Below are 23842 nucleotides of genomic sequence, written 5' to 3' on the forward strand. Positions count from 1 at the left end.
CTGAATCGTATAATTTACCTAAGTCACTAGCAATGGTGACTTTTTTATGTTTGGATAAAAAACGGGGTGATTTAAAATGAAAATCGTATTTTGGAATTGCAATGATGGTTTTCAAAAGAAGTATTCAAAATTAGATGAGATTTCGGCAGATTTATATATCGTAGCTGAGTGCCGAGATATAAATAATGATAAATTTACAACCTTTCGAGAAACCCATAAAAACATTATGTATTTAAAACAGGATGGTGATATCAAGGGATTATTGATTTATTCCAATAAAGACAAGTTTACGAAACAAGATTGGAATGACTACAATATGGATTACTACTTGCCAATCTGTTTTCAAGATAAGAAAATATTATGTGTCTGGACCAAACATGGTTATATAGAGGATTTATGCACATACACTCAGTTACATATGAATGATCTTAAAGATACAATAATTATTGGAGATTTCAATAGTAGTGTTATTTGGGACAAAAAGCACGGTCGACGGACTCATAGCTTTTTTAATCACTTAATGAACGGAGTTAATCACATAAGTGCTTACCATACACAAACTGGAGAACAATTTGGGAAAGAAACACAGCCTACTTTCTTCCTACATCGAAACGAGCTACAACCATATCATATTGATTATTCGTATGTACCAGAAAACGATGGGTATCATTTAGAAATCGGTAATAGGGATTTTTTAGATTACTCGGATCACTTACCTTTGATTTTAGATATTAATAACGATTTGAAGGATTAAAAATGAAAGCTAAAACCAATTTTTTATTAAGGTAGATTGTAAAATTAATCCGAACAGCGTTCGGACAAAAAAGATCAGCTTCCTTTAAAATGGTGTTTACCACAAACCCATCTTTTAGGAGCTGATCTTTTGTCTAGTATAACCTATTACGAACGAATTAAAATCGAAACCTTTTGTGAACTAGGGCTGTCCAATATCCAAATGGGCGTTCGGCTGAACCGATCACCGTCAACAATTTCTTATGAATTATCTCGATGTCAACCTTATCAGGCTGAATTAGCACAAACAGATGCCGAATACAAGCGATCACGATGTGGTCGGAAAACTAAGCTGAGCGATGAGTTAAAGCAAAAAATTCTCAACCATTTACGTCTAAGCTGGTCACCAGGAATGATTGCTCACGAATTTAAACTAGCTACTAAATCTATTTATAATTGGCTAAATCAGGGGAGAATTGATTTCTCCTTGAATGATCTACCTGAACATGGCGTACGCCAACGGCGTAACGTTGACCAACGATCCAAATATAATCAATCTTTGGGGCGATCAATTGAACAGCGTCCCATGATGATTAATCAACGTAATCGCATCGGCGATTTTGAACTAGATACAGTCGTTGGTCCTCTTGGGCATAGTAAGGCAGTTTTATTAACTTTAATCGATCGCAAATCACGGTTCCTTTGGGCATACCGGTTAAAAGATCGGACGACAGCGACTGTTAATGAAGGACTAACTAAGTTCCTAACCACTTTTAATGGTCCGGTGCACAGCTTTACTGTGGACCGTGGCACTGAGTTTAGTGGGCTAGTATCACTTGAATCACAATATGGTATTAAGACCTATTACTGCCATGCTTATACGCCAGCTGAACGTGGTAGTAATGAACGCTTTAATCGGAATTTACGTTATTTTTATCCTAAAGAAACTCGTTTTGAGCACATTAGTGCTCAAGATTTAACGACGACGTTACTCCAAATTAACCAGCGACCGCTTAAAATACTCGACTGGCAAACACCGTATCAGGTTATGCTGACAAATTTGTCCAAAAATTCGGATTAAATTTGCAATCTACCGAATATCCACTAATAGTGTATATCTATAGTTACATTATTCCACTGCTCAATGGCCTGTATGAAAGTGAAGAGCCAGATTTCACAGAACAATTAAATTCCTATAGTAAAGACTTAGCAAAGGAGATTATTCTTGATTTAATTGGAGCAACGGGTATTGATATACAAGAATTTGATAAATTAGCTATGAAGCTTTAGTTGTACTAATTGCAAATGGGACTACGGAAACTTTTAATAGATTTATCGAAAAGTTCAGCTAATCACTGTTTTTTTGCATATGGTCAGGAGGTGGCGATATCATGATTAATTCATAGTAAATACGGGTATGAGTTTCCGGAGTGGGCACAGGCGGGTGCTCGGCTCGATAAGATGGTGTAAGGATAATAGACGTCGTGCTAAATAGCGTGGCGTTTTTATTTTGCCCAAAATTTGGAGGTGGCCGGCATGGGCCAGATGGTAAATAGCAGATTTGGCCTTGTCAGTCGCACAGAGACACGTTGCTTGGGTGAATTAGAACATCAGCTTAAAGATGGACGGTGGTAACGTAAAAAGCCGCATCGACCACATAAGCCGCGTATTACAGTGTGGAGAAAGAACAGGGTAACAAGCGTGAAAAAATAAAAGAAGACCAGATTTTGGTCTTCTTAAAAATGATAATTTATTTATCGTCTTTATCTAACTTTTCCTTTACGTTATCAACCGTATCTTTAACAGCATCTTTGGCATCTGACAGTTTATCTTTAGCCTTACCTAGAATACCTTGACCCTTACCTTCAGCTTCGCGGGCCTTGTCGTTCGTAACCTTGCCTTCAACTTCTTTAGCTTTTCCACTTAGCTTATCTTTGGTGCTATCAATTTTGTCATCTAGACTCATAATATAACCTCCCATAATGTATTTGTTACAACAATATTATTCCACATTTTAATTTGCTTGTCTAATAAGGAGATCCTACAAGAGATAGTGTGAATGACACTTATAAGGTAGATTGCAAATTTAAATATTGATTAACTGATCTTCAATTGCTCAATCATTTACGTTCTAAGAAGCCTAATACAGATAAATTTGGCTAATTATCCATGTAATTTTTGTTGCAATGTATCACCAATGCCATCTACTTTCTTAGCAGCCAAGACGGTGCCACCGATGAGGACACCACCTACAATGAGCGTAGAAGCGATCATGAACTTAAATACACTTTTCAAGACGTCCATAAAATTCCCCTTACTTTTTACTGGTTCGACCAACGACTAATGAAACAATCAGAACTAAAATAATTGCCCCGATGATCGATGGTATCAATGCCATGCCAGCTAACGAAGGGCCCCAAGTGCCAAGGAGCCCTTGACCAATCCACGCACCGACTAAACCAGCTACGATGTTTGCAATCCAGCCCATAGCAGCACCACGGTTAGTGATTGCGCCAGCAATGGCACCAATGATTGCCCCGACGATTAATGACCAAATAAGTCCCATATTTACTCACTCCCTTACTTTTTACTGGTTCGACCAACAACTAATGAAACAATCAGAACTAAAATAATTGCCCCGATGATCGATGGTATCAATGCCATGCCAGCTAACGAAGGGCCCCAAGTGCCAAGGAGCCCTTGACCAATCCACGCACCGATTAAACCAGCTACGATGTTTGCAATCCAGCCCATAGCAGCACCACGGTTAGTGATTGCGCCAGCAATGGCACCAATGATTGCCCCGACGATTAATGACCAAATAAGTCCCATATTTACTCACCCCCTTAGTTAACACGACTAGATTTATTGTCAGACGTTACTTTATCAACGCTGTCACTTAATGTTTCCTTCGATTTCTTTGCGCCATTACTGACGGCTTCCTTCGTTTTGTCTGTAGCATCGCTCACGCGATCTTGCAGAGAAGTCGAATCTTTTTCATGTTGCTCCTTTGTCTTGACATCAACAACATTCACATTTACCTCAATTACTTCTAAGTCGGTCATATTCTTTACTTCCCGAACGATAACATTTTTGATCTTGTCATACAGTTTAGAAATATCAATGCCGTATTCAGCAACAATGTCGAGATCCACTGCAACCTGCTTTTTTCCAACCTCTACATCAATTCCTGATGTGACATCGGAAGTATTAACTAGTTTTTCAGCAACATTTGCGAAAAAACCGCCATCTACGGTTAATAAGCCATCTACTTCAGAAAGTGCAATACCAATTATTTTTTGAATAACCTTATCATCAAATGTTAAATTGCCTTTAATACCAGACTTTTCGTTAGTTGTTGTTTTTTCACTTGGCGTTCCGTTCTGCATAATTTTTCCTCCTTATAATTCAAACAGTTATTTAAAAACATTTGTTAAGATACCAGTTTTTTGAATATAATAACCCGCGGTAATCCCGATTACCATAAAAATCAAAACAAAAAGCGTCTTTAAAAATCCAAAAGTGATGATAAGGACCGCTAAGAGCAATCCTATAATTCCACCAATTAGTGGCCAAAAATAGGCTTTAATGAGTTCGGTCACGTTATCACCTCCTAGACAACTCGAGATTGATGCACATTAGCGTCCGACTCATTGAAATCAACGAGTCGGATTTTTATTTTTTTCTGTTCAGAAATTCCAAGACAAATACGCAAATCTTTTTTTAATTGATTGAGAAAATTTGCAGTCTGTTTCTTGGCATTGACTGAATTTAGTAGATCACCCGATATTTTAAGTGTGATCCTTTTTCGTGATAACTTAGCTGATACCTTGGGTTACCAATAAAGGGTTCATGTTGAAGTGCTGAAAGAGCAAAATGCTCAATAGCTTTCTTACTGATGGTAACTTGACCATCAGACTTTTGATGAAGATATAATGACTGTGACCGTGGCCAAAAAAGTGTGATAATCAATAAAACAATTAACACCGCCGCCAGAATTATCCCACTCCAAAAAAGGTATATCGGTTCGTACTGATCCAACCAATCAAACTTTAATTGCATGGGTGTGCTAGTGCCAATGGCCGTTGACCAATTTTTAAAGACAAGAACTATGGACAAAGGAAATGCAAGGATAATAACAACTACTATTAAAGCCTTAAATATAAATCGCAAATCATCACCACCTTTACCATCATTATAGCATGACAGGTAGTGGTGATGAAATTATATGCACTTATAAGGAACCAATTAAGATTTTTGGTGTTGGAAAGTATTTCCATTCCAAAAGTACTAGGCCCTAATTTAAAAAGCCATTGATAATGGATCAAAAACGGCCACTAGGGTATACCCTAATGGTCTTTTTTATTTCTGTGCTATACTAGGAATTACAAGTGTTCATTAGAACTGTCCAAAAGGAGAATTGGAAATGGCTAAAATCGGTTATGCGCGTGTGAGTTCCAAGGAGCAACATTTAGATCGCTTAGGCAGAAACAACCAGGATTTGACTAAGATCATGAACACTATTCAAAATAAGGGGGCCACCCTAGATGTGTTAAATTTGCCGTCCATGACAGGGATTGCTGACCCCAATTTACGTCAACTGATGACTAACCTCATCATTGAACTGTATAAGTATCAGGCTGAAAGTGAACGTAAGCGGATCATTGAGCGTCAGCAACAAGGGATTGCCTTAGCTAAGCAGCAGGGTAAATATCATGGACGCAAACCCAAATATGCCAAAGATGATCCCCGTTTGCAACATGCTTTTAAGCTTTATCGAGCTGGCATGAGTGACATTGATGTGTCCCGAAATACAGGTATTAAACGGACGACCTTTATTCGATACCGTGTGAAATACGGTATTAAAAGAAAATAGGGTCCCTATTTTCTTTACAATCTACCTTTTACCAAGCAATTGATGAAATGCTAGCTAACGCTAGTCCTAGTGACAAATTGTCTAAACGCTTGCAAGCAATCTTTGCCCAAGCATCTATTTCTCGGCGTGATATGTTGGGTGCAATGATTGGCGCCGGTATGAATATTGCTACAGCAAAAAGTGAATCATTTGCAGTGAATGAACTCAAACAGCAGTATATCGATGGCTATAATAATTCAAGCCCTAATAAACTATCAACAGTTCCAGATAAAGTAGCCAACCAAGCTGAGTATTCTCAACGAATTTGGGTGCATGGCGACGTCATGACGACACGAATGAAAGAAACCCTGAACAAGGGTTTGAGTCGCCGCATGAAAAAATCAGACATCAATAAAATGACCCGCAGTATTCCTCAAAGCGGTGATCGAATTGATGACAATTTAGCAACGCCTATGAACCAAATGCTATCCAGAATTTATACGTTAACAACTAATGAAGCTATACGCAATAGCAACGGTGGTAAGAATAGAGCGTATGATCAACAGAATGTTCAGTATGTGATGTGGTTAACCGAGGAAGATGATCGTGTTTGTGATATTTGTGAACCACTTGATAGACAAACATTTGCCTATGGACAAGCACCGATTCCAGTCACGGATACTCATCCAAGGTGTCGTTGCCAGCTGGTAGCCTGTGATGAAGATGGGAATCTGCTGTCTGGTGAACTGATAGGGTATTTAAGGAACAAAAAAAGCCCACTTAGTTTAAAACTAAGTGGGTCAGGAATATTATTAATTGGCTTCGCTCACAACAAAGTCGAGGGGTGCTAACTAAGTTAGCATCTATAATTAATATAAGAACCTTAAATGAAGCTTAAAAACTAATTCTTTGATTTACCGACAAAGAAAGAAACTACAGCAACAACAATTACTGCTCCAATAATTGAAGGAATAATTGCCATTCCGGCTAATTGAGGGCCCCAAGATCCGAGTATAGCTTCTCCAATAGAGGAACCAACTAATCCGGCAACAATATTAGCAATCCACCCCATTGATTTTCCTTTGCTAGTAATTGCTCCAGCAATAGCACCAATGATGGCACCAATAATTAAAACCCATAACCAATGCATAAAACATCATCCTTTCTTATTTTTCGAAGGATGTTTTTTAGATTTGTTATAATTTTGAATTTCTTTAAAAATGGCTAATAAAAGTTGAGATATAGAAATGATAATTGATATTTTTGACCAAAGTCCAAATCTTTTCATATGAAATCCTCCATTATCTAAATTGCATCCTTCTAAATCTAATTATAGGCAATTGAATATTTGCATACAAGTTATTCGATTGTGCCATTCTTTTTAAAATAGGAATTTTTGATTTGCCTTTTTTCTCAATTACAGGCGTTAAAGAATAATCGATTTAATTATTGCACTTACAAACAATTTAGTCTGCGGACTTAAAAAGGAGTTTTGATGATGAGAACAAATTCGCAATTTTTTGCTGATCCTAACCCAGAACCTAAGCCAAACGATTCCAACCCAAATCCTGATGGTAAAAATCAAAAGCCAGCTGGCAAGACCTACACACAGGATGATATTGGAAAGATGATGGCCTCTAAGGCTAAAGAAGTAGAAAGCAATCTGCGGGATGATTTTGAAAAGGGAGCTTAAGCAAAAGGAACAAGAATGGCTTGAAAAGGGTGAAAAACGAGCCAGCATGAATGCTAGTGAGAAGGTCCAAGCCGATTTAGAAGAGCAACGACAAGCCTTAAAAGAACAGCAAGACCGTCTTCAAGAAAAATTAGATGAAGCTGATCGTAAGGATGCTTTAGCTGCAACTAAAACTGTTCTAACTGACAAGCACATTCCAGCTGAATTTGCGGAGTTTATTAGTGATGTTAAAGAAGATGTTCGTAACAATAACTTAGATAAGTTTACAAACTTATTTAACAAAGCAGTTCAGGAAGCTGTTTAAAAGAAAGTTACGGGTAATCAATCACCACAGAATGGCGGTCAACAATTTAACGCTTCTATGACACGCGAAGATTTTGCGCAGATGAGCCTTGAAGAGCAGACTAACCTTTATCGTCAAAACCCAGATTTGTACAACAAACTTAAATAGGAGGTGTAGGTAATGACCGTAATTAACGGAAATCCTACGAATTTTAGTAATTTAATTGAACCAACAGTCTTTCTAGACTGGATCTATCGTCAAAATACTCAAACTAATCGATTTGTTCAATCTGGTGTGCTAAAAAACGATCCAGTATTAGGTGGCCGATTGCTTCAACCAGGACGATCAGTTGAGATCCCTGCAATGAATGATTTAAGCGGTGATGCAGATGAATGGAATGATACTAACGATATTCAAACTAATGGTGTTGATTCTGCTATGGAATACTGCATTAAGATATATCAAAGCAAGTCATTCGGTAATACTGACTGGGGAGATTTAATTTCTGGTGCAAGTACCCAACAGCAGATTGCTAATCGCTTTGGCAACTGGTGGACTCGCCAAGATACAAAGATTCTTTTAGATACTGTTAAAGCCACTTTTAACAATACTGATATCGCGACTGCCAAGACTTATGGTGTGGGTTCTGAAAAAGAATTATCCGCCTCAGACTTTGTTAAAGCACTTGCCCGCATGGGTGATGTAATGGATAACACCTTATCGACATTAGTTGTTAACTCAGCAGCTTATTCAGAAATGCGTGAACAACAATTGATTGAATACCTGCAACCTGCTGGCGCAGCTACTCCAATTGCCACTTATCAAGGTATGAGCATCATTCAAGATGATAGCATTCCGGTTGCTTCTGATGGAACTAGTTATGCACTCATCTTCGGCCCTGGAGCCATTGATTATGCAACTGCTACTCCGACTAATGGCCTAGTTGTTCAACGTGACGAATTTCAAAAGGGCGGCATGGTAGCCATTATTCAGAAACGAGTAGTTACTTGCCACGTTGCCGGAACAGATGTTGACTTGACTCAAACTAAGCCCGACACTTATTTAGCTGACTTGGCAGCGGGAACTAAGCCGTTATTCCAAGTATCCTATGACCCACGTAACATTCAATTAGTTAAATATGGTTTTAAAGTAGGAACTGATTATGTTGTCCCAACTATCAATTCACCTAAAGCTAAAGCTTCAGAAGCTGTCCAAGATCTATGATTTTTGATATACTTCTATGTAAAAATCGAGTTTAAGCTATGAAAAATTATCCCAGCAATATTACTCGGCAACAATTTGAATTAATTCGACCAGTTTTAGAAAATTTTCGTAAGCGAACCAAGCCTCGAAAATATGACCTCTACGAGGTCTTCTGCGCGGTTCTGTATGTCTTGAAAACCGGTTGCCAATGGCGTCAAGTTCCCGGTGATTTCCCAGAATGGCGGTCAGTTTACAACTATTACAAAATTTGGTCAACTAAAGTTGAACCAACCGCTGATTCTTTATTGGAACAAGTTTTAAAAAAATTGTCATTGATCGGCGAACTTACCAAGGACGTTCAGCTTTAACTTCGTTTATTATCGTGGATGCTCAGAGCGTCAAAAACACTGCCACTGCTGAAAACAAAGGTTACGATGCCGGTAAGAAAATCTCGGGAATTAAGCGCCATCTGGCAGTTGATATCCATGGCTTTCCGCAGGCCATTCACATGACGCGAGCGAACGTCTCTGATCGAGACGGGGCCAGTGCAATGATCACTTTACATGCCATGCATTTACGCCAGGTTCAAAATGTCTTAGTTGATGGTGGTTATTCAGGCGTTAATTTTCAGCTCGATGTGGCAAGCAATTTAAACGCAACCGTGCAGGTTGCGAAGCGTAATGAGTTGCATCGATTCAAAGTCATACCCCAACGTTGGGTAGTCGAACGCTCCTTTAGTTGGTTAGAGAATTGTCGGCGACTTTGGAAAAATTGTGAGCGTCAATTAACCACCAGTCTGCAAATGGTCGTTTTGGCGTTTTTAGCACTATTACTCAAGAGATTTTAGACAGCCTCTAGCTCTGCCTGGATGACCAAATACTTTTTGCGACCCGAGCCCCGACCATGAAATTCCTCACGAGTACCGAACACCTGAATGTTTGTGTCTGTAATTCCCAGTAATTTAAGTGTATTATCTAGTTGAGACATCTATTCCTACCCCGCTTATCTTGAGTTTCGTCGCTTAAAGCATAGCACTAGGGAGGCTTAGATGCCTTTTTTTGTTATCAAAAAGGGCCTAGTACTTTTGGAATGGAAATACTTTCCAACACCAAAAATTCTAGACCCTGTCGGAGTCTAAAACATGATAAGATTTAGTCAATTAGGAGAATAAAAATCGTGAAAATCAAATTTCTTACTAAAAAATTTTTTAGACCGAGACTATCTGAATTTATCTCTGTTCAAACTGATAACTTTTTGAGAAAATTAAAGCCGAGACCGTTTTTTACAAAATATATCGAGCAAGTTTTCAGAAAGAACGTTGAACCTAACGTTAGCCAAAATTGCTTGACTTTATCGGTTCTAACGGACACTCATGAAAAAGCTGTTGCCAGTTCATCGTACTATGGTCTCAACGGTGTAAGGCATATTATTGAAGCCAATAAGGCTTGCGATTCATTGCCAGTGGATTACAATATTCATTTAGGCGATTTGATCGACGGTAGTGATAAGCCAGAGATCAGTCGAGGATTGTTACAATTCACGATGGAAAATTACCAAAATAGCCAGCGTCCTTTTTATGTGCTGGAAGGTAATCACGATGAAAATGATAAGTATGATGAACACAAATTTATTACTTCAGCCTCATTTAGACGTGACGACTACTATAATTTGGTAACGAAACATGATTTCGAACAACCTGAGATCAAACGCTTGAGTCTTGGTTCCAAAGTTGCTTGGATCGATAAAGGGGATATTCGAGTAATTTTCTTGAATACGAGCGATATTCCCTATATCCTAAATGGCGGGACCAAGAAGTACGACTTCAAAAAAGTCCGTGGTATCCGCGAGCAACAGATCGAAGATTTAATATCTATTTTAGAAAAGACAATTGATAAGCATGTCGTAGTTTTTGGCCATGCTAATTTGATCAGTCAAAGTGGTCGTTCAGCTTTGAACTTCAACGGTGACTTAGTTCAGAAGATTTTTACTAGCTTTAATAATAAGGATTCTGGACAACTTAAAAATGAATTATCCGGTGATTTTGGAGTTAATGTTCGCTATAACTTTACTGATACCGGTATTTCGACCATATCGAATTATATTTGTGGACACATGCATTATGAAAAGCACTACAAAGTTAATGGGATTAATCATATAATATTAAATTGTTCGGCCTTAATGGGTAAAAAACATGGCGTAACGACTGATTATAATAAAAAATGGGATCGCCGATATAATGAGATTTCCGAATTAGCTGGATATTTCATTAATATCAATCCCGACAAAATGTTGCTCCAAATATTTGGATATGGTGCAGCAACCAGATTCGTAAGTTTTGAAATTTAAGGAGAATTAATATGTGCGGTATCGTCGGTTTCGTAGACAAGAAGATTGCTGACAAAAAGCCAGTTATAGAAGCTATGATGGATACGATCAAACATCGTGGTCCAAATAGTTCGGGGGAATTAGTTAATGAGGATACGGCGCTAGGATTTCGTCGATTGAGTATCATTGATATCAACAGTGGTATGCAACCTATTTACAATGAAGATAAATCAAAAGCAGTAATTTTTAACGGAGAAATTTATAACTACCAAGGTATTAGAGAAGAATTGATCAACAAGGGTCATACTTTTACTACTGAAACAGATACAGAAGTATTGTTACATGGTTTTGAAGAGTGGGGAATGGAAGAATTACTTAAGAAAATTCGGAAGTTGGTCGTTGCGACCAATGGGATTCCTGAGGCAATTTTAGCCGCAGTGGTGGCACCACTGATCTGTACACCACTATTGCGGTTCCGCAAACAGCGCTAAATAAAAGACGTAACATTGGATGTAATTTCCAGTGTTGCGTCTTTTTAGTTAGGCTAGAACCTGGACACCCAGTCCAATCAACCCGGGGCCAGTGTGCACACCAAGTGCCGGTGAAACATTACCGGTAAAAATATGTTCAGCTTGCGGATAAAGCTCGTGTAATTCCGCGGTCAGTTGTGCGGCAATCTCGTGATTAGCACCATCGGCGACTGCCAAATTAAAGCGTTGCGCGTTGCCGATAGTTTCGGCTAGTAGCTTCTTCATTTTCAACAATGTTTTTTTCTCACCACGAACTTTGGCAACGGGGTAGTAAATGCCGTCATCGTCGCAAGAAATAATTGGTTTGATGTTTAACAGCGTGCCGGCCATGCCAGCAACACGACCGATACGGCCACCTTTTTGTAAATAGGTTAGCGTTGGCACGTAGAAGAAAACTTTGGTGTGTTTGGCAACTGTCCGGATTCGTGCCTCAATCTCGACCTTGTGCAGGCCTTCTTCGCTGAGTTGGGCTGCGAGGATCGCAGTTAAGCCGCTAGCGATACCGATGTTTTTTGTATCGATCACACTGACGTCTAGGCCGGAAACACGTGCAGCAATTTCAACTTGCTGAAATGTACCAGATAAGCCGCTAGAAATACAAACAGCGATAACTTCCTTAAAGCCGTCCGCTTTGATGTCGGCAAAGGCTTTAGCAATCAGGTCACCAGTTGGTGAAGCAGTTTTCGGCACTTCTTTATCTAGATTAGCGTAAACCGTGTCCGGATCGATGGTGACTTTATCCAAAAAAATTTCATCGTGATAAGCAATCGTCATTGGGACCATGTAAAGATGATGTTCAGCAATAAAGTCTGCTGGAACGTCAGAACAAGAATCAACAAGAATAGCAACGTGCGGGTTAATTTTAGTCATGGGCAATAGCTCCTTTTTCAATTTGTGGTGCGTGCAGCATTAGCCGTTTGCTGATCAATTGGTAAATGATCGTGGTGGCGGCAGTCTGTTGAATGGCTTCATCCCATTCAAAATTTTTGGTAAAAGGTAATGGCGTACTTTGCGCCAGATCAAGGGTCTGTAATTGGGTCGTAAAATTAGCGGCAAAGCAATCGTAGGCTGCTTGTGCCGATAAGACGTTTAATTCACCATTAAAGCCGCTACGGATCATATCTAATGGAAATACGGTTTTGAGCAGGGTCAGCGTAATGACCGCAGCGAGATGTTCGCGCTGATAGCGTTTCTTAACGGGTTTAAACATGACCTTGTGTTTAACGTAATTATTGATCATTGCCGGAGTTACTGGATCAAGTTCTAATGGGGCTAGGTACTGGTTGACCAAATTGATCAGTTGTTCCATATAAATATCAAAATCAGGAAAATCGTCCCATTGCGGTAATTTTAGGGCCTGGATTTTTGTGAGCCATGCTTGAAAGTCATTTTCTTGGGTGGACATAAATTGACTCCTTTCACCAAGTAGGTTATTGATAGTATAAACTTGTAATCTAGTTTTGTAAACTAGATTACAAAGTTGATTCGATCATTATATGTGAGAGCAGAGTCAATATTGAACAATGAATGCCGAAACTTGTATCTATCTAGTCAAGCTTTTAAAATAAAGTTAAGATTTGAAATGAGCCATGTTTCAACATTGTGGAAGCGGAGGAAATAACATGACAGAAAAATTAACGATGGCGGTGATTGGCTTTGGTAAAAGTGCCACACGCTATCATTTGCCGTATTTGATGTTACGCGACAATATTCAAGTAAAATGGGTTTATGCGCGCCATTTAAATAAACGGCCAGCGGAACAAGAATTTTACAAGCAGCATCACGTTCAGTTCACTGATAACGTGACTGAAGTATTATCTGACCCAGCGGTTAAATTAGTGACGATCTGCTTGCCGCCAGCGTTGCATTTTGCCTTTGCCAAGCGCTGTTTAGAAGCTGGCAAAAATGTGCTGGTCGAGAAACCATTTACTAGCACGGTTGCGGAAGCTAAAGCCTTATTTGATCTAGCCGCTGAGCATAACTTATTAGTGATGCCGTATCAAAATCGTCGCTTTGATGGTGAGTTTTTAGCTTTACAACAGGTTCTGCAAGTTGGGTACTTAGGTGAGCCGCTGGAACTAGAATCACATTTTGATCATTTTCGGCCTGATCCGGAAGTTAAACAAGGAGCACCGGAAGATGGCGCCTTTTATGGCTTAGGTAGCCATTTAGTTGATCAAGTAGTGGCATTATTTGGTCGGCCCCAACAGGTCAGTTACGATATTCGAGCGCAACAGAATCCGGCTAGTACGGTTGACGATTATTATGATGTCAGTTTGTTTTATCCTAATTTCAAAGCTACGGTCAAAAGTAGCTCGCTAGTGGCGCAACCCTATCCGCGCTTTATTTTGCATGGCACTCAAGGTAGTTTCATTAAATATGGTATTGACCAACAGGAGAATGACTTAAAAGCTGGATTAACACCGGCTGCGGCGGGGTTCGGGGAAGATAGTCCGAAATTCTTTGGTGAGCTAAATTATCAAAACGCTAATGGTGATTGGATCAATAAACAGCTTCCAACGCCGCGAGGGGACTACGGTCGGGTTTACGATGGTCTGTATGAAAGTATTATCCACGGTGTCGCACCACTGGTCAGTGCTGATGAAGCAATTACTGATTTGGCAATTTTAGCTGCTGGCTTTAGTCAATTGAGCCCAAGCATTTATCAACTTAATTATTTCAATTATCGCGACTTCCTTTGCGTCGATTTTTGTGAAGTGGTCCAATGCACCAGCGACGACGATTAGTATGTATCGGATGTATTTTGCGAGCCTATTATTGTTGCCAATTGCGTATCGGTATCGTAAAGAGCTGTTGACGTTACGCAAAGCTGAATGGGGCCGGCTAATATTTGCCGGGATTTTATTGGGTTGTCATTTTGGGCTGTGGTTTGAATCATTGAAGCTGACGACGGTTGCGAGCTCGATGATTATCATTGCCTTGCAACCAATTGTGGCTTTAGTGGCGGAATTTTTGGTGTTTGGAAAGCGCACAAATTTGGCGTCGATGGTGACGATTGGGGTCTCCTTGATTGGAATCTGCTTGGTGGGATGGGGGGACTTTGGCCATGGAGTGGCGACGATGATTGGGGATGGACTGTCGTTATTGTGTATTATTGCGTTGGTGACGTATATGATGGTCGGTCAGCAAGTGATGCTCAAGGTAACGCACTGGTTATATAGTTTCGTGGTATTTTTAGTAGCCGGCATCACGCTGAACTGTTTTAACTTGATCACTCAACAACAGATGACTGGCTTTGCACCCAGAGAGTGGGGAATCTTCTGGTTGTTGGCGGTCGTCCCAACCTTAGCGCATGTGATTTACAATTATCTGTTGAATTACATTGATACCACGACCATTTCGATGAGTATGCTGGGTGAGCCGGTGGGTGCCACCATCCTGGCCACTTTGTTGCTCGGGTGAATCAATCACTGGACTGACAATTGTGGGAAACATTATTGTCCTCGGTTCAGTCTTTACCTTCTTATTAATTGAAAATAGTAGTAGTCAAAAAACTTAACATTTCAGTACTTCATTAATTATTCGTCGGATAATGATGAAGTATTTTTTTTGCTACATTATGAGGTATTTTTGTCCTAATTTACATAAACATGTCAGTTGTCAATTAACTCAAATATTAAAAAAATTGACTTAATAAAATAAGTTTGTGATGGTTGTCCACTTTGTTTTGCAATGCAATTGGCGAATAAACCCTGAATTTGCTTGACGATGCACAAGTTCCGATTTAGGGTATTAATAGTTACAAAAAATTAAAATAAGATTAAAAAGTTTTAATAATTGGGTGACACGACTTAGTAACCTTGTTAACTCATACATAAAATTCGGGAAAGATGGTGGATTATTTGGCGACAGATTCATTACAAAAGACATTTGAGATTAATGGAAAAACTTATCATTTTGCAAATATCGCAGCTTTTTTAGCTGATCATGGTGATTCGGTGGAATCAATGCCATATACGATTCGAGTGTTGTTAGAGGCGGCCTTACGCCGTGCCGGTAATGATGCTGAAAAGATTGCGGCGTTAACGACGTTTGTTAATTGGGATGAACATCATGACCAAGACGTATCCTACAATCCTGAACGTGTGATTCTACAAGATTTTACAGGGGTGCCTGCACTGGTTGATTTGGCCGCCATGCGTGATGCATTGGCAGAACAAGGTGGGGATGTTCAAAAAATTAATCCCGAAGTCCCCGTTGATTTGGTCATTGACCACTCGGTACAAGTCGACCGCTCTGGGGATGACTTGGCCTTTGACTATAATATTGAAAAAGAATTTGAACGTAATGAAGAACGATATAAGTTCTTGAAGTGGGCGCAAGGTAGTTTTGATAATTTGACCGTGATTCCACCTGATACTGGAATTATTCATCAGGTCAATTTGGAACGATTAGCTCAAGTCATTCGCACCAAAGAAAATGAGAATGGCGAACTCGAAGCTTTTCCAGATACTTTGGTCGGTACTGATTCGCATACAACCATGATTAATGGCCTGGGAGTGCTGGGCTGGGGCGTTGGCGGAATTGAAGCTGAAGCAAGTATGTTGGGCGAAACATCATTTATGCCAATGCCACGTGTCGTTGGGGTTAAGTTAACTGGCAAATTGAATCCAGGCGTGACGGCGACTGATTTGGCCTTAATGTTGACGAATCAACTGCGTAATCATGGAGTGGTGGGCAAATTTGTGGAGTATTATGGCTCCGGCTTGGCGCATTTACCACTGGCATATCGGGCAACAATTGCGAACATGGCACCAGAATATGGGGCTACCTGTGGCTTCTTCCCGGTTGATCAGCAAACGCTAGAATATTTGAAATTGACGAGTCGCCCAGATGAGTTGATTAATTTGGTGGAAGAATATTCACAAGCTAACCACTTCTTCTATGACGAAAGCACTGATAGTAGTCGACATTACAGTGAAATTGAAGAATTAGATTTAAGTACCGTAGAAAGTAGTGTCGCTGGACCTAGTCGTCCACAAGATATTGTGAAATTGGCGAACTTACCAGCACAGTTTGAGGACCGGCGAGACATGGCAGCCTATCCAGTACAAGTTGCGGGTCAACACTTTGCGCTTCGCCCAGGATCATTAGGCATTGCGGCCATTACCAGTTGTACTAATACTTCAAACCCACAAGTTCTAATTGCCGCGGCATTAATTGCTAAAAAAGCGGTTGAATTTGGGCTAAAGGTGCCCGCATACGTCAAGACGTCTTTTGCTCCTGGTTCACGGGTAGTAACTGACTACTTGAAAGCGGCTGGCTTACAAGATTCCCTCGATGCAATCGGTTTTAACTTAGTTGGTTATGGTTGTACGACTTGTATCGGTAATTCCGGCCAGTTGTTAGAAGAATTACAACAAATTGTCGTGGACAGACCTTATCCAATTGCGGCGGTAGAAAGTGGTAACCGGAACTTTGAAGGGCGGGTGAATCCGCTTGTCAAAGATACGTATTTGGCTTCACCTCCACTAGTAGTGATTTACGCTTTAGCGGGAACGCTTGATATTGACGTTACCACTGAACCAGTTGGTGTTAGCACAGATGGCACGCCAGTATATTTGACTGATTTGTGGCCAGCCGATGAAGACGTCGACGCAATCGCCACCGAGTACATTAAGCCTGAACAATTCTCAGATAATTATTCGTCTATTTTAAAACAGAACGAAACATGGAACGCTTTACAAGCACCATCATCAGTCACTTATGAATGGGATGATCAATCAACTTACATTGCGTCACCACCATTCTTTGAACAACAAGAAGGCCAACCAAGTGAATTCGATGATATGCGTGCACTGGCGAGCTTTGGTGATTCCATCACGACTGACCATATTTCTCCAGCAGGTTTCATCGGTTCAACCACGCCAGCTGGTAAATATTTAGCTAGTAAAGGAGTGCCAATCAAAGAATTTAACTCATATGGTTCACGTCGCGGTCACCATGATGTCATGATGCGTGGGACGTTAGCAAATATTCGTTTACGTAACCAACTTGTCCCGGATAAAACGGGTGGTTTTACCCGTTATTTACCAACCAATCAAGAAACGACGATTTTTGACGCAGCAATGCAGTATAAACAGGATCAAACGCCATTAGTGATTTTGGCTGGTAAAGATTACGGGATGGGTTCATCACGTGATTGGGCCGCCAAAGGAGTTAAGTTATTGGGTGTGAAGGTGATTATTGCCGAAAGTTTTGAACGAATTCACCGTTCTAATTTGGTCATGATGGGAATTGTTCCTCTTGAATATCAAAATGGTGATACGGCTGAAAGTCTTGGACTTGATGGTACCGAAACATTTGATATCAAGCTTAATCAAACGACGGCCCACGTAATTGCCACTAAAGATACCAAAAAAGTCGAATTTGATACCAAACTTCGCTTTGATACACCAAAAGACTGGGAATACTATGAAAATGGTGGCATATTGCCATTAATTGTAAAAGAAAAGAGTGCAACCAGCCTCGATTAGAACACCATATCTCAGGTAACCACACTACAATCTCGTGGTGCACTCTTACTTGTTAATAATTGCACAAAAAAATAAGACGTAGAGTAAGACACATAGAAAATATGAGGTGAGCATATGGACCTACCCAAAGGATTAGCAGGAGTTGTAATTTCAGAAACCAAAATCAGCTCGACAAAAGACGCAAAGTTAACATATAGTGGTTATCCAATTCAAGAACTGAAGGATGCTTCATTTGAAGAAGTCGTGTATTTATTGTGGCATCAAGAAACTCCAACCGTTGAACAAGTCCAAGACTTACGGAAATTGTTGGTTAGTGAAATGAAGTTGCCAGATGAAACGATTCGTTTGATCAAAGAAGTGGCTAAAGAACCACAGCATCCGATGAGTATTTTACGAACGACTGTTTCATTGTTGGGAACGACTCATAATGAGGATGGCTTGGATCAACCACCAGTGATTTTGGCGAAAATGCTGACCGCAATTGCTGCGATTATCCGGTTACGTGACAATCAAAAATTGATGGAAGTTCACGAAGACTGGGGTGTCGTCGAAAACTTCATGTATTTATTTACTGGACAGCGACCAAGCCCAGAGTACGTCAAAATGTTTTCAACGGTGATGGTGCTACATGCTGACCATGAATTTAATGCGTCGACTTTTACCGCACGGGTAGTCGCTTCAACGCAAGCGGACTATTATTCTTGTTTGACGGCTGCCGTCTGTGCTTTAAAAGGACCACTGCATGGCGGGGCAAATGAACAGGTTTTTAAAATGTTGGCGGAGATTCGCGAAACAGGCATTAAACCAATTGATTACATTGAAAAACAAATTGCCGCTGGTAAAAAAATTATGGGCTTTGGTCATCGGATTTATAAGCATGGAGATCCACGGGCTAAAATTTTGCGTGGCATTGCTGAAAAAATGGCACAAACTACGAATAATTCAGTATATTTTGATTTGGAAGAACAGATTGCTAATTATATGTTTGAAAAAACCAAATTATATCCCAATGTCGATTACTACACGGCTGTGATTTACCATTGCCTAGGCCTGGATAGTTCGACTTTTACGACGATGTTTGCCGCTTGTCGGACCACCGGCTGGATGGCACACATTATTGAGCAACAGACTGATGGCACATTAATTCGGCCATCGTCAGAATATGTCGGTGAGATGCATCATTATACTGGCCCAATTAAAGCACAAGCGACGGCATCCGTGACAAAAAAAGTCGTGGATTTTGGTGCGACTAAATCATAAGTGAGGAAGTTTAACATGGCAGACGAGAAAATTGAAATGAGAAATGGTGTGTTACTGACACCCAATCATCCAACAATTCCATTTATTGAAGGAGATGGGATTGGTCCAGAAATTTGGGGAGCGGCGCAAGAAGTTTTTGATGCTGCAGTAAACAAGGCCTTTGCTGGACAAAAAGCGGTCAACTGGAAGTCAATTTTAGCTGGTGAAGTGGCATTTAAGCAAACTGGTCAATGGTTACCAGATGAAACGTTGGCAACCTTAAAAGAATATCTGGTTGGCATTAAAGGCCCGCTGACGACGCCGATTGGAGTAGGTCATCGTTCAATTAACGTAACTTTACGCCAAAAATTGGACCTCTATGCTTGTTTTAGACCAGTTGAATTTTATCCTGGAACGCCTTCGCCGGTTAAGCACCCGGAAAATGTGGCCATTGATGTATTCCGCGAAAATACAGAAGACATTTATGCGGGCATTGAAGCAGACGTGCATACACCAGAAGCAGATCAAATCAAGGCATTGCTCAAGGATCAAAATCAAATTGACAAGGTCCGTTTCCCCGATTCAGTGGCTTTTGCAATTAAACCGGTCTCGATTGAGGGCTCTCAGCGCTTGGTGAAAGCGGCAATGGAATACGCTTTGGCCAATAACAAACATACGCTGTCGTTGGTTCATAAGGGTAACATCATGAAGAAAACGGAGGGTGGGTTTAAAAAGTGGGGCTATGAGCTGATCGAATCAGATTACGCGGACCAAACTTTTACACCACCTCAGTACGATGCTATTAAAGAACGAGACGGTAAAGCCGCAGCTGATCAAGCTTGGGATACTGCAAAAGCCGCTGGCAAAGTGATGGTCAATGACATTATCACGGATAACTTTTTCCAACAAACATTGCTATACCCTGAGCATTTTGAAGTGGTCGCTACCTTAAATTTGAATGGTGATTATATCTCTGATGCCCTGGCGGCCCAAGTAGGCGGTATTGGTATTGCCCCTGGTGGCAATATTAACTATCAAACAGGACATGCAATTTTTGAAGCTACGCATGGCACGGCCCCTCAATTCGTTGGTCAAAATAAATTGAACCCAACCTCGATTATTTTATCTGGGGCCATGATGTTTGATTATATTGGCTGGCCAGAAGTTGGTAAGTTAATTCGTGGTGGAATTGCTGATGCAATCAGCGGTGGACACGTGACTGCAGACTTTACTGATGATGAAACAAAAGCACTAAGTACTAGTGGCTTTGGTACCTACGTGGCTGAACACTTATAGAAATGAAAAAAAGTTGAACCGATTGGTCCAACTTTTTAAATACCCTTATTTATGCGGTTTCGCAATTAACATGACTGCAAAAATGCCAATAATGATGGCGGCAATCAGAACAACTGACAAAATTGGGTTGAAAAAGATACTGATTAATAACAAAATACCACCGTAAAATAAGACTCGTCCCACCGGAAACTGTGCTCCACGCCAACGTTTATCTTGTTTTCGTTCGCCATTGAAGGTTGGAAGGTAATTACCGGTGATGATGAAGACCAGAGACACAATCGTGACGGTGAGTCGCCAGAAGTCAATTTCATTACCCAGATTGTAAAGAATCGTGGCTGGATACAAAATGACGGTGAAGACGGGAATAACCCAAGCCACAACTTCTTGAAAACGACTGGCTGGTTTATTTTTAGCTGCGTATACCATGGTGTAGGTACAAAGGATCTGAACAAGCAGCATTAATAATGGTAAACCAAAAATGAAAAATGAACGACTCATAAAGCCATTAGGAGTGTTATCAATGCCAAAGTGGGTGGCCATTTTAGTTGGTAATTCGGAATAAACAGAAACTCCATATATCATTGGGGCTAAAATAATTAAGCCACTGATGATTAGTTGCTTGATTGTTTTCATGTTATTTACCTCCCTCAGAGTTGCTTGATTCAGGGCCTTTTGAAAAGTTATAAATCCAGGTTAATATTTCCTCGAAGACACTGATGTTTAAATCATAATAAATCCAGTTTTTTTCTTTCCGACTCGTAATGAGTCCAACTTGGGTCAGTAGTTTAAGGTGGTAAGACACCGTTGCTTGGCTTAAGTCAAACTGTGCAGCAATTTCACCAGCAGATTGACTTTGGTTTTTTAGACTTTCTAAAATTTGACGACGGACAGGATCTGAGATGGCTTTCAACGTTTCATTTAATGACATTCCATGACCTCCTCATCCAAACTATTTAGAATTATTTCTAAATAGATAATAGCCTGAAATAGTTAAAAAGTCAATACTATATCGATAAAATTCTAAATAGGTGTTAAAAAATAAAGTAGTCGTATAAACGACTACTCCAACAAAGTGACACTATATTAGGTAGGGACTCGGCTATGGACTCAGCTGGTTCTTTTTTTACATACAAATATATACAAGTGACTTGTAGTTTTCAAGTTAAACAAGCTATTGAAAAATTAAAAAAATGGGTTACTCAAAAGTACACTGGTTATGTTCACACACTAGTTTAATCATGTTCACAAGAGTAAACATTTCACTTAATTAAAAAGAATCATAATGGCAAAGTGCAGCCATCATGATTCTTTTCTATTAATACTCAATGTCTGACCGCTCATGCTCACACACTAGTTTTTAAATGAATGAATTGGTGCAGGAATATGGCCACCGCGACCAACGAAGGCAGCAGGAGAACTTTGATTAACACGCATAATAGGTGCTCGGCCGAATAAGCCACCAAAGTCAATTTCTTCGCCAACGTCCTTGCCAGGTACGGGGATGACCCGGATGGCAGTCGTTTTGTTATTTATCACACCAATAGCTGCTTCGTCAGCCAAAATGGCACTGATTGTGGATGCAGTCGTCTTACCAGGGACCGCAATCATATCCAAACCAACAGAACAAACTGCAGTCATTGCTTCTAGTTTTTCAATATTTAAGTTGCCATTTTCGGCGGCTTTAATCATCCCAGCATCTTCAGAGACAGGGATAAAGGCACCTGATAAACCACCAACGTGTTCACAAGCCATGATTCCACCTTTTTTAACGGCATCATTTAGCATAGCGAGGCCAGCGGTAGTGCCTGGAGCACCCACACTCTCAAGTCCTATTTCTTCTAAAATTTCGGCAACAGAATCGCCTGGAGCAGGAGTCGGTGCCAATGATAAATCAACAATCCCGAAAGGTACATTCAGACGTTCAGATGCTTGTGTTCCAATGAGTTGCCCAATGCGAGTTACTTTAAAGGCAGTCTTTTTGATGGTTTCTGACACAATATCAAAAGATTTACCGCGGACTTTTTCGAGTGCACGTTTGACAACCCCTGGACCACTAATTCCGACATTGATGACGCAATCGGCCTCACCAACACCGTGGAAACCACCAGCCATGAATGGATTGTCTTCAACCGCGTTGGCGAAAGCAACAAAATTCATACATTTTAATGGACTCTTATCAGCTAAGGCTTTGACCATTTCACCAACTTCAGCGACGGCATCCATGTTGATTCCAGTTTTAGTAGATCCGACATTGACTGAACTACAAACTCTCGAAGTAGCCATCAACGCATCTGGAATTGAAGCAATCAGCTTTCGATCACCACTTTGATATCCTTTTTGAACAAGGGCGGAAAAGCCACCAATTAAGTCTACGCCTAGGCTGGCTGCAGCTCGTTCCATGGTGACCGCATATTCAACATAGCTGTCTGTATCAGTGGCAGCCGCAGCGATTAATGAGATAGGTGTGACGGTAATCCGTTTGTTGACAATTGGCACACCATATTCATTTTCTAATTCTTCAGCGACAGGGACCAAGTTTTCAGCACAACGAGTAATTTTATCGTAAATCTTTTCACAGGCTTTATGACTATCACTGTCGATACAATCAAGCAGTGAGATACCCATGGTGATAGTTCTGATATCTAAATGTTGTTCGTCAATCATAGCGATGGTATCGCGAATTTGTTTGGTTTCCATTATTGGACAGACTCCTTAAATATTTTGCATTGCGTCAAAGAGTTCTTGGTTTTCAACGTGAATTGAAACACCAATTTGTTCCCCGACAGTGGATAATTCCTTTTTAATAGAAGCAAAATCTGCTTCCGCGTTTAATTCGCCCATCAGCATCATGGTGAAACTGCCGTGCATCAAGGTTTGAGACATATCGATGATATTAACTTGTAGTTCTGACAATTTTTGGCTAACAGCAGCCACGATTCCGACTTTGTCATTTCCGACAACTGTGATGATAATTTTCATAGCGATTCTCCTATTGTATAAGTTGTTTTCTATTATACCGAAAAGTGACAGACGTCGATAGTCCAATTATTAAAAAACTCTCATTTTCCCAAACATTCAAAATAAATTTGAATTTATTATTCGTATTTTATGTCGATTTTATGAATTTATCGAGCATAGTGATATCAAGACTGACAAATTGTTGATAGTGGCAACTATTAGAACGAGTCA

28 protein-coding genes and 3 pseudogenes are annotated in these 23842 nt (G+C 40.2%); 15 read left to right on the forward strand and 16 right to left on the reverse strand.

Features of this window, described 5'->3' with window-relative positions; genetic code table 11:
• Positions 1-76: 76 nt before the first annotated feature.
• Positions 77-754, forward strand: a complete 678-nt coding sequence (locus F0161_RS03345) for a hypothetical protein (protein WP_150203725.1) — start codon at positions 77-79, stop codon at positions 752-754.
• Positions 755-883: 129 nt separating this feature from the next.
• The gene (locus F0161_RS03355; protein ID WP_150203727.1) at positions 884-1813 is read left to right on the forward strand and encodes an IS30-like element ISLpl1 family transposase; all 930 of its coding nucleotides are present in this window, start codon (positions 884-886) and stop codon (positions 1811-1813) included.
• 669 nt (positions 1814-2482) lie between these two features.
• Here F0161_RS03355 and F0161_RS03360 read toward each other — a convergent pair.
• The 7 genes and pseudogenes from F0161_RS03360 to amaP form a co-directional block, all read right to left on the reverse strand.
• Positions 2483-2698 carry a CsbD family protein gene (locus tag F0161_RS03360; protein WP_150203728.1) on the reverse strand — a complete coding sequence of 72 codons (216 nt, stop codon included), beginning with the start codon at positions 2696-2698 and terminating at the stop codon, positions 2483-2485.
• A 197-nt stretch (positions 2699-2895) separates the two neighbouring features.
• Positions 2896-3036, reverse strand: a complete 141-nt coding sequence (locus F0161_RS03365; protein WP_003681696.1) for a hypothetical protein — start codon at positions 3034-3036, stop codon at positions 2896-2898.
• A gap of 10 nt (positions 3037-3046) precedes the next feature.
• Positions 3047-3298, reverse strand: a complete 252-nt coding sequence (locus F0161_RS03370; RefSeq protein WP_057871006.1) for a GlsB/YeaQ/YmgE family stress response membrane protein — start codon at positions 3296-3298, stop codon at positions 3047-3049.
• Positions 3299-3312: 14 nt separating this feature from the next.
• Positions 3313-3564, reverse strand: a complete 252-nt coding sequence (locus tag F0161_RS03375; protein WP_003680323.1) for a GlsB/YeaQ/YmgE family stress response membrane protein — start codon at positions 3562-3564, stop codon at positions 3313-3315.
• Between the two features lie 14 nt (positions 3565-3578).
• Entirely contained in the window at positions 3579-4121 is a 543-nt protein-coding gene (locus tag F0161_RS03380; protein ID WP_150203729.1) for an Asp23/Gls24 family envelope stress response protein, read from the reverse strand.
• A 27-nt stretch (positions 4122-4148) separates the two neighbouring features.
• The gene (locus F0161_RS03385; RefSeq protein WP_041095700.1) at positions 4149-4334 is read right to left on the reverse strand and encodes a DUF2273 domain-containing protein; all 186 of its coding nucleotides are present in this window, start codon (positions 4332-4334) and stop codon (positions 4149-4151) included.
• An 11-nt stretch (positions 4335-4345) separates the two neighbouring features.
• Positions 4346-4905, reverse strand: a pseudogene (gene amaP / locus F0161_RS03390) (alkaline shock response membrane anchor protein AmaP).
• Positions 4906-5158: 253 nt separating this feature from the next.
• Here amaP and F0161_RS03395 point away from each other — a divergent pair.
• Together F0161_RS03395 and F0161_RS03400 are read left to right on the forward strand one after the other, a co-directional pair.
• Positions 5159-5608 carry a recombinase family protein gene (locus F0161_RS03395; protein WP_150203730.1) on the forward strand — a complete coding sequence of 150 codons (450 nt, stop codon included), beginning with the start codon at positions 5159-5161 and terminating at the stop codon, positions 5606-5608.
• Positions 5609-5697: 89 nt separating this feature from the next.
• On the forward strand, positions 5698-6438 hold the full coding sequence (locus tag F0161_RS03400; RefSeq protein ID WP_225423197.1) for a phage minor head protein: 741 nt from the start codon (positions 5698-5700) through the stop codon (positions 6436-6438).
• A 50-nt stretch (positions 6439-6488) separates the two neighbouring features.
• On the opposite strand, the gene F0161_RS03405 is transcribed toward F0161_RS03400, so the two are convergent.
• Positions 6489-6737 (reverse strand): GlsB/YeaQ/YmgE family stress response membrane protein, encoded by a 249-nt coding sequence (locus tag F0161_RS03405; protein ID WP_003606447.1) that lies wholly within the window; start codon positions 6735-6737, stop codon positions 6489-6491.
• Positions 6738-6743: 6 nt separating this feature from the next.
• A complete protein-coding gene (locus tag F0161_RS11680) occupies positions 6744-6875 on the reverse strand; it encodes a hypothetical protein (protein WP_263862640.1) in 132 nt (43 codons plus the stop codon).
• A 207-nt stretch (positions 6876-7082) separates the two neighbouring features.
• Between F0161_RS11680 and F0161_RS03410 the strand changes: the two genes are divergently transcribed.
• The 4 genes from F0161_RS03410 (at position 7083) to F0161_RS03425 (ending at position 9613) form a co-directional block, all read left to right on the forward strand.
• Positions 7083-7280, forward strand: coding sequence for a hypothetical protein (locus tag F0161_RS03410; protein WP_190318901.1), 198 nt, complete (start codon positions 7083-7085; stop codon positions 7278-7280).
• On the forward strand, positions 7264-7584 hold the full coding sequence (locus F0161_RS03415) for a capsid assembly scaffolding protein Gp46 family protein (protein WP_225423199.1): 321 nt from the start codon (positions 7264-7266) through the stop codon (positions 7582-7584). Before F0161_RS03410 ends, F0161_RS03415 begins: the two co-directional genes overlap by 17 nt.
• 159 nt (positions 7585-7743) lie before the next feature.
• The gene (locus F0161_RS03420) at positions 7744-8787 is read left to right on the forward strand and encodes a phage capsid protein (protein WP_150203732.1); all 1044 of its coding nucleotides are present in this window, start codon (positions 7744-7746) and stop codon (positions 8785-8787) included.
• 38 nt (positions 8788-8825) lie between these two features.
• Positions 8826-9613, forward strand: a protein-coding gene (locus F0161_RS03425) for an IS5 family transposase (RefSeq protein ID WP_150203733.1) whose coding sequence is annotated in 2 segments (ribosomal slippage) — positions 8826-9084 and positions 9084-9613 — 789 coding nt in all. Because the reading frame shifts where the segments join, the coding sequence is not laid out codon by codon here.
• 8 nt (positions 9614-9621) lie between these two features.
• On the opposite strand, the pseudogene F0161_RS03430 reads toward F0161_RS03425, so the two are convergent.
• A pseudogene (locus F0161_RS03430) lies at positions 9622-9753 on the reverse strand (ISL3 family transposase); the annotation flags it as partial.
• 189 nt (positions 9754-9942) lie between these two features.
• Here F0161_RS03430 and F0161_RS03435 point away from each other — a divergent pair.
• A complete protein-coding gene (locus F0161_RS03435) occupies positions 9943-11112 on the forward strand; it encodes a metallophosphoesterase family protein (protein ID WP_041095629.1) in 1170 nt (389 codons plus the stop codon).
• A gap of 11 nt (positions 11113-11123) precedes the next feature.
• Positions 11124-11480: pseudogene (locus F0161_RS03440) on the forward strand (asparagine synthase (glutamine-hydrolyzing)); the annotation flags it as partial.
• Between the two features lie 150 nt (positions 11481-11630).
• Here F0161_RS03440 and F0161_RS03445 read toward each other — a convergent pair.
• Both F0161_RS03445 and F0161_RS03450 read right to left on the reverse strand, forming a co-directional pair.
• Complete coding sequence (locus F0161_RS03445; RefSeq protein WP_003679174.1) at positions 11631-12491, reverse strand: DegV family protein; 861 nt, start codon at positions 12489-12491, stop codon at positions 11631-11633.
• Positions 12484-13026, reverse strand: coding sequence for a DUF1836 domain-containing protein (locus F0161_RS03450; RefSeq protein ID WP_041095635.1), 543 nt, complete (start codon positions 13024-13026; stop codon positions 12484-12486). Before F0161_RS03450 ends, F0161_RS03445 begins: the two co-directional genes overlap by 8 nt.
• Before the next feature lie 217 nt (positions 13027-13243).
• Between F0161_RS03450 and F0161_RS03455 the strand changes: the two genes are divergently transcribed.
• From F0161_RS03455 to icd, 5 genes are all read left to right on the forward strand, one after another.
• Positions 13244-14368, forward strand: a complete 1125-nt coding sequence (locus F0161_RS03455; protein ID WP_225423203.1) for an oxidoreductase — start codon at positions 13244-13246, stop codon at positions 14366-14368.
• Positions 14334-15044, forward strand: coding sequence for a DMT family transporter (locus F0161_RS03460; protein ID WP_263862641.1), 711 nt, complete (start codon positions 14334-14336; stop codon positions 15042-15044). Before F0161_RS03455 ends, F0161_RS03460 begins: the two co-directional genes overlap by 35 nt.
• A gap of 428 nt (positions 15045-15472) precedes the next feature.
• A complete protein-coding gene (acnA, locus tag F0161_RS03465; RefSeq protein ID WP_150203734.1) occupies positions 15473-18118 on the forward strand; it encodes an aconitate hydratase AcnA in 2646 nt (881 codons plus the stop codon).
• A 114-nt stretch (positions 18119-18232) separates the two neighbouring features.
• On the forward strand, positions 18233-19378 hold the full coding sequence (locus tag F0161_RS03470) for a citrate/2-methylcitrate synthase (protein ID WP_150203735.1): 1146 nt from the start codon (positions 18233-18235) through the stop codon (positions 19376-19378).
• A gap of 15 nt (positions 19379-19393) precedes the next feature.
• Positions 19394-20653, forward strand: a complete 1260-nt coding sequence (icd, locus tag F0161_RS03475; protein ID WP_150203736.1) for an NADP-dependent isocitrate dehydrogenase — start codon at positions 19394-19396, stop codon at positions 20651-20653.
• 45 nt (positions 20654-20698) lie between these two features.
• Here icd and F0161_RS03480 read toward each other — a convergent pair whose 3' ends face one another.
• From F0161_RS03480 to F0161_RS03495, 4 genes are all read right to left on the reverse strand, one after another.
• On the reverse strand, positions 20699-21286 hold the full coding sequence (locus F0161_RS03480; RefSeq protein ID WP_150203737.1) for a DUF1648 domain-containing protein: 588 nt from the start codon (positions 21284-21286) through the stop codon (positions 20699-20701).
• 1 nt (position 21287) lies between these two features.
• Entirely contained in the window at positions 21288-21581 is a 294-nt protein-coding gene (locus F0161_RS03485; RefSeq protein WP_150203738.1) for an autorepressor SdpR family transcription factor, read from the reverse strand.
• Positions 21582-22003: 422 nt separating this feature from the next.
• The gene (locus F0161_RS03490; protein WP_150203739.1) at positions 22004-23350 is read right to left on the reverse strand and encodes a PFL family protein; all 1347 of its coding nucleotides are present in this window, start codon (positions 23348-23350) and stop codon (positions 22004-22006) included.
• 15 nt (positions 23351-23365) lie between these two features.
• Positions 23366-23632 (reverse strand): ACT domain-containing protein, encoded by a 267-nt coding sequence (locus F0161_RS03495; RefSeq protein ID WP_137601052.1) that lies wholly within the window; start codon positions 23630-23632, stop codon positions 23366-23368.
• Positions 23633-23842: the final 210 nt, after the last annotated feature.

The organism is Paucilactobacillus nenjiangensis, from assembly GCF_008632615.1.
Classification (GTDB): Bacteria; Bacillota; Bacilli; order Lactobacillales; family Lactobacillaceae; genus Paucilactobacillus; species Paucilactobacillus nenjiangensis.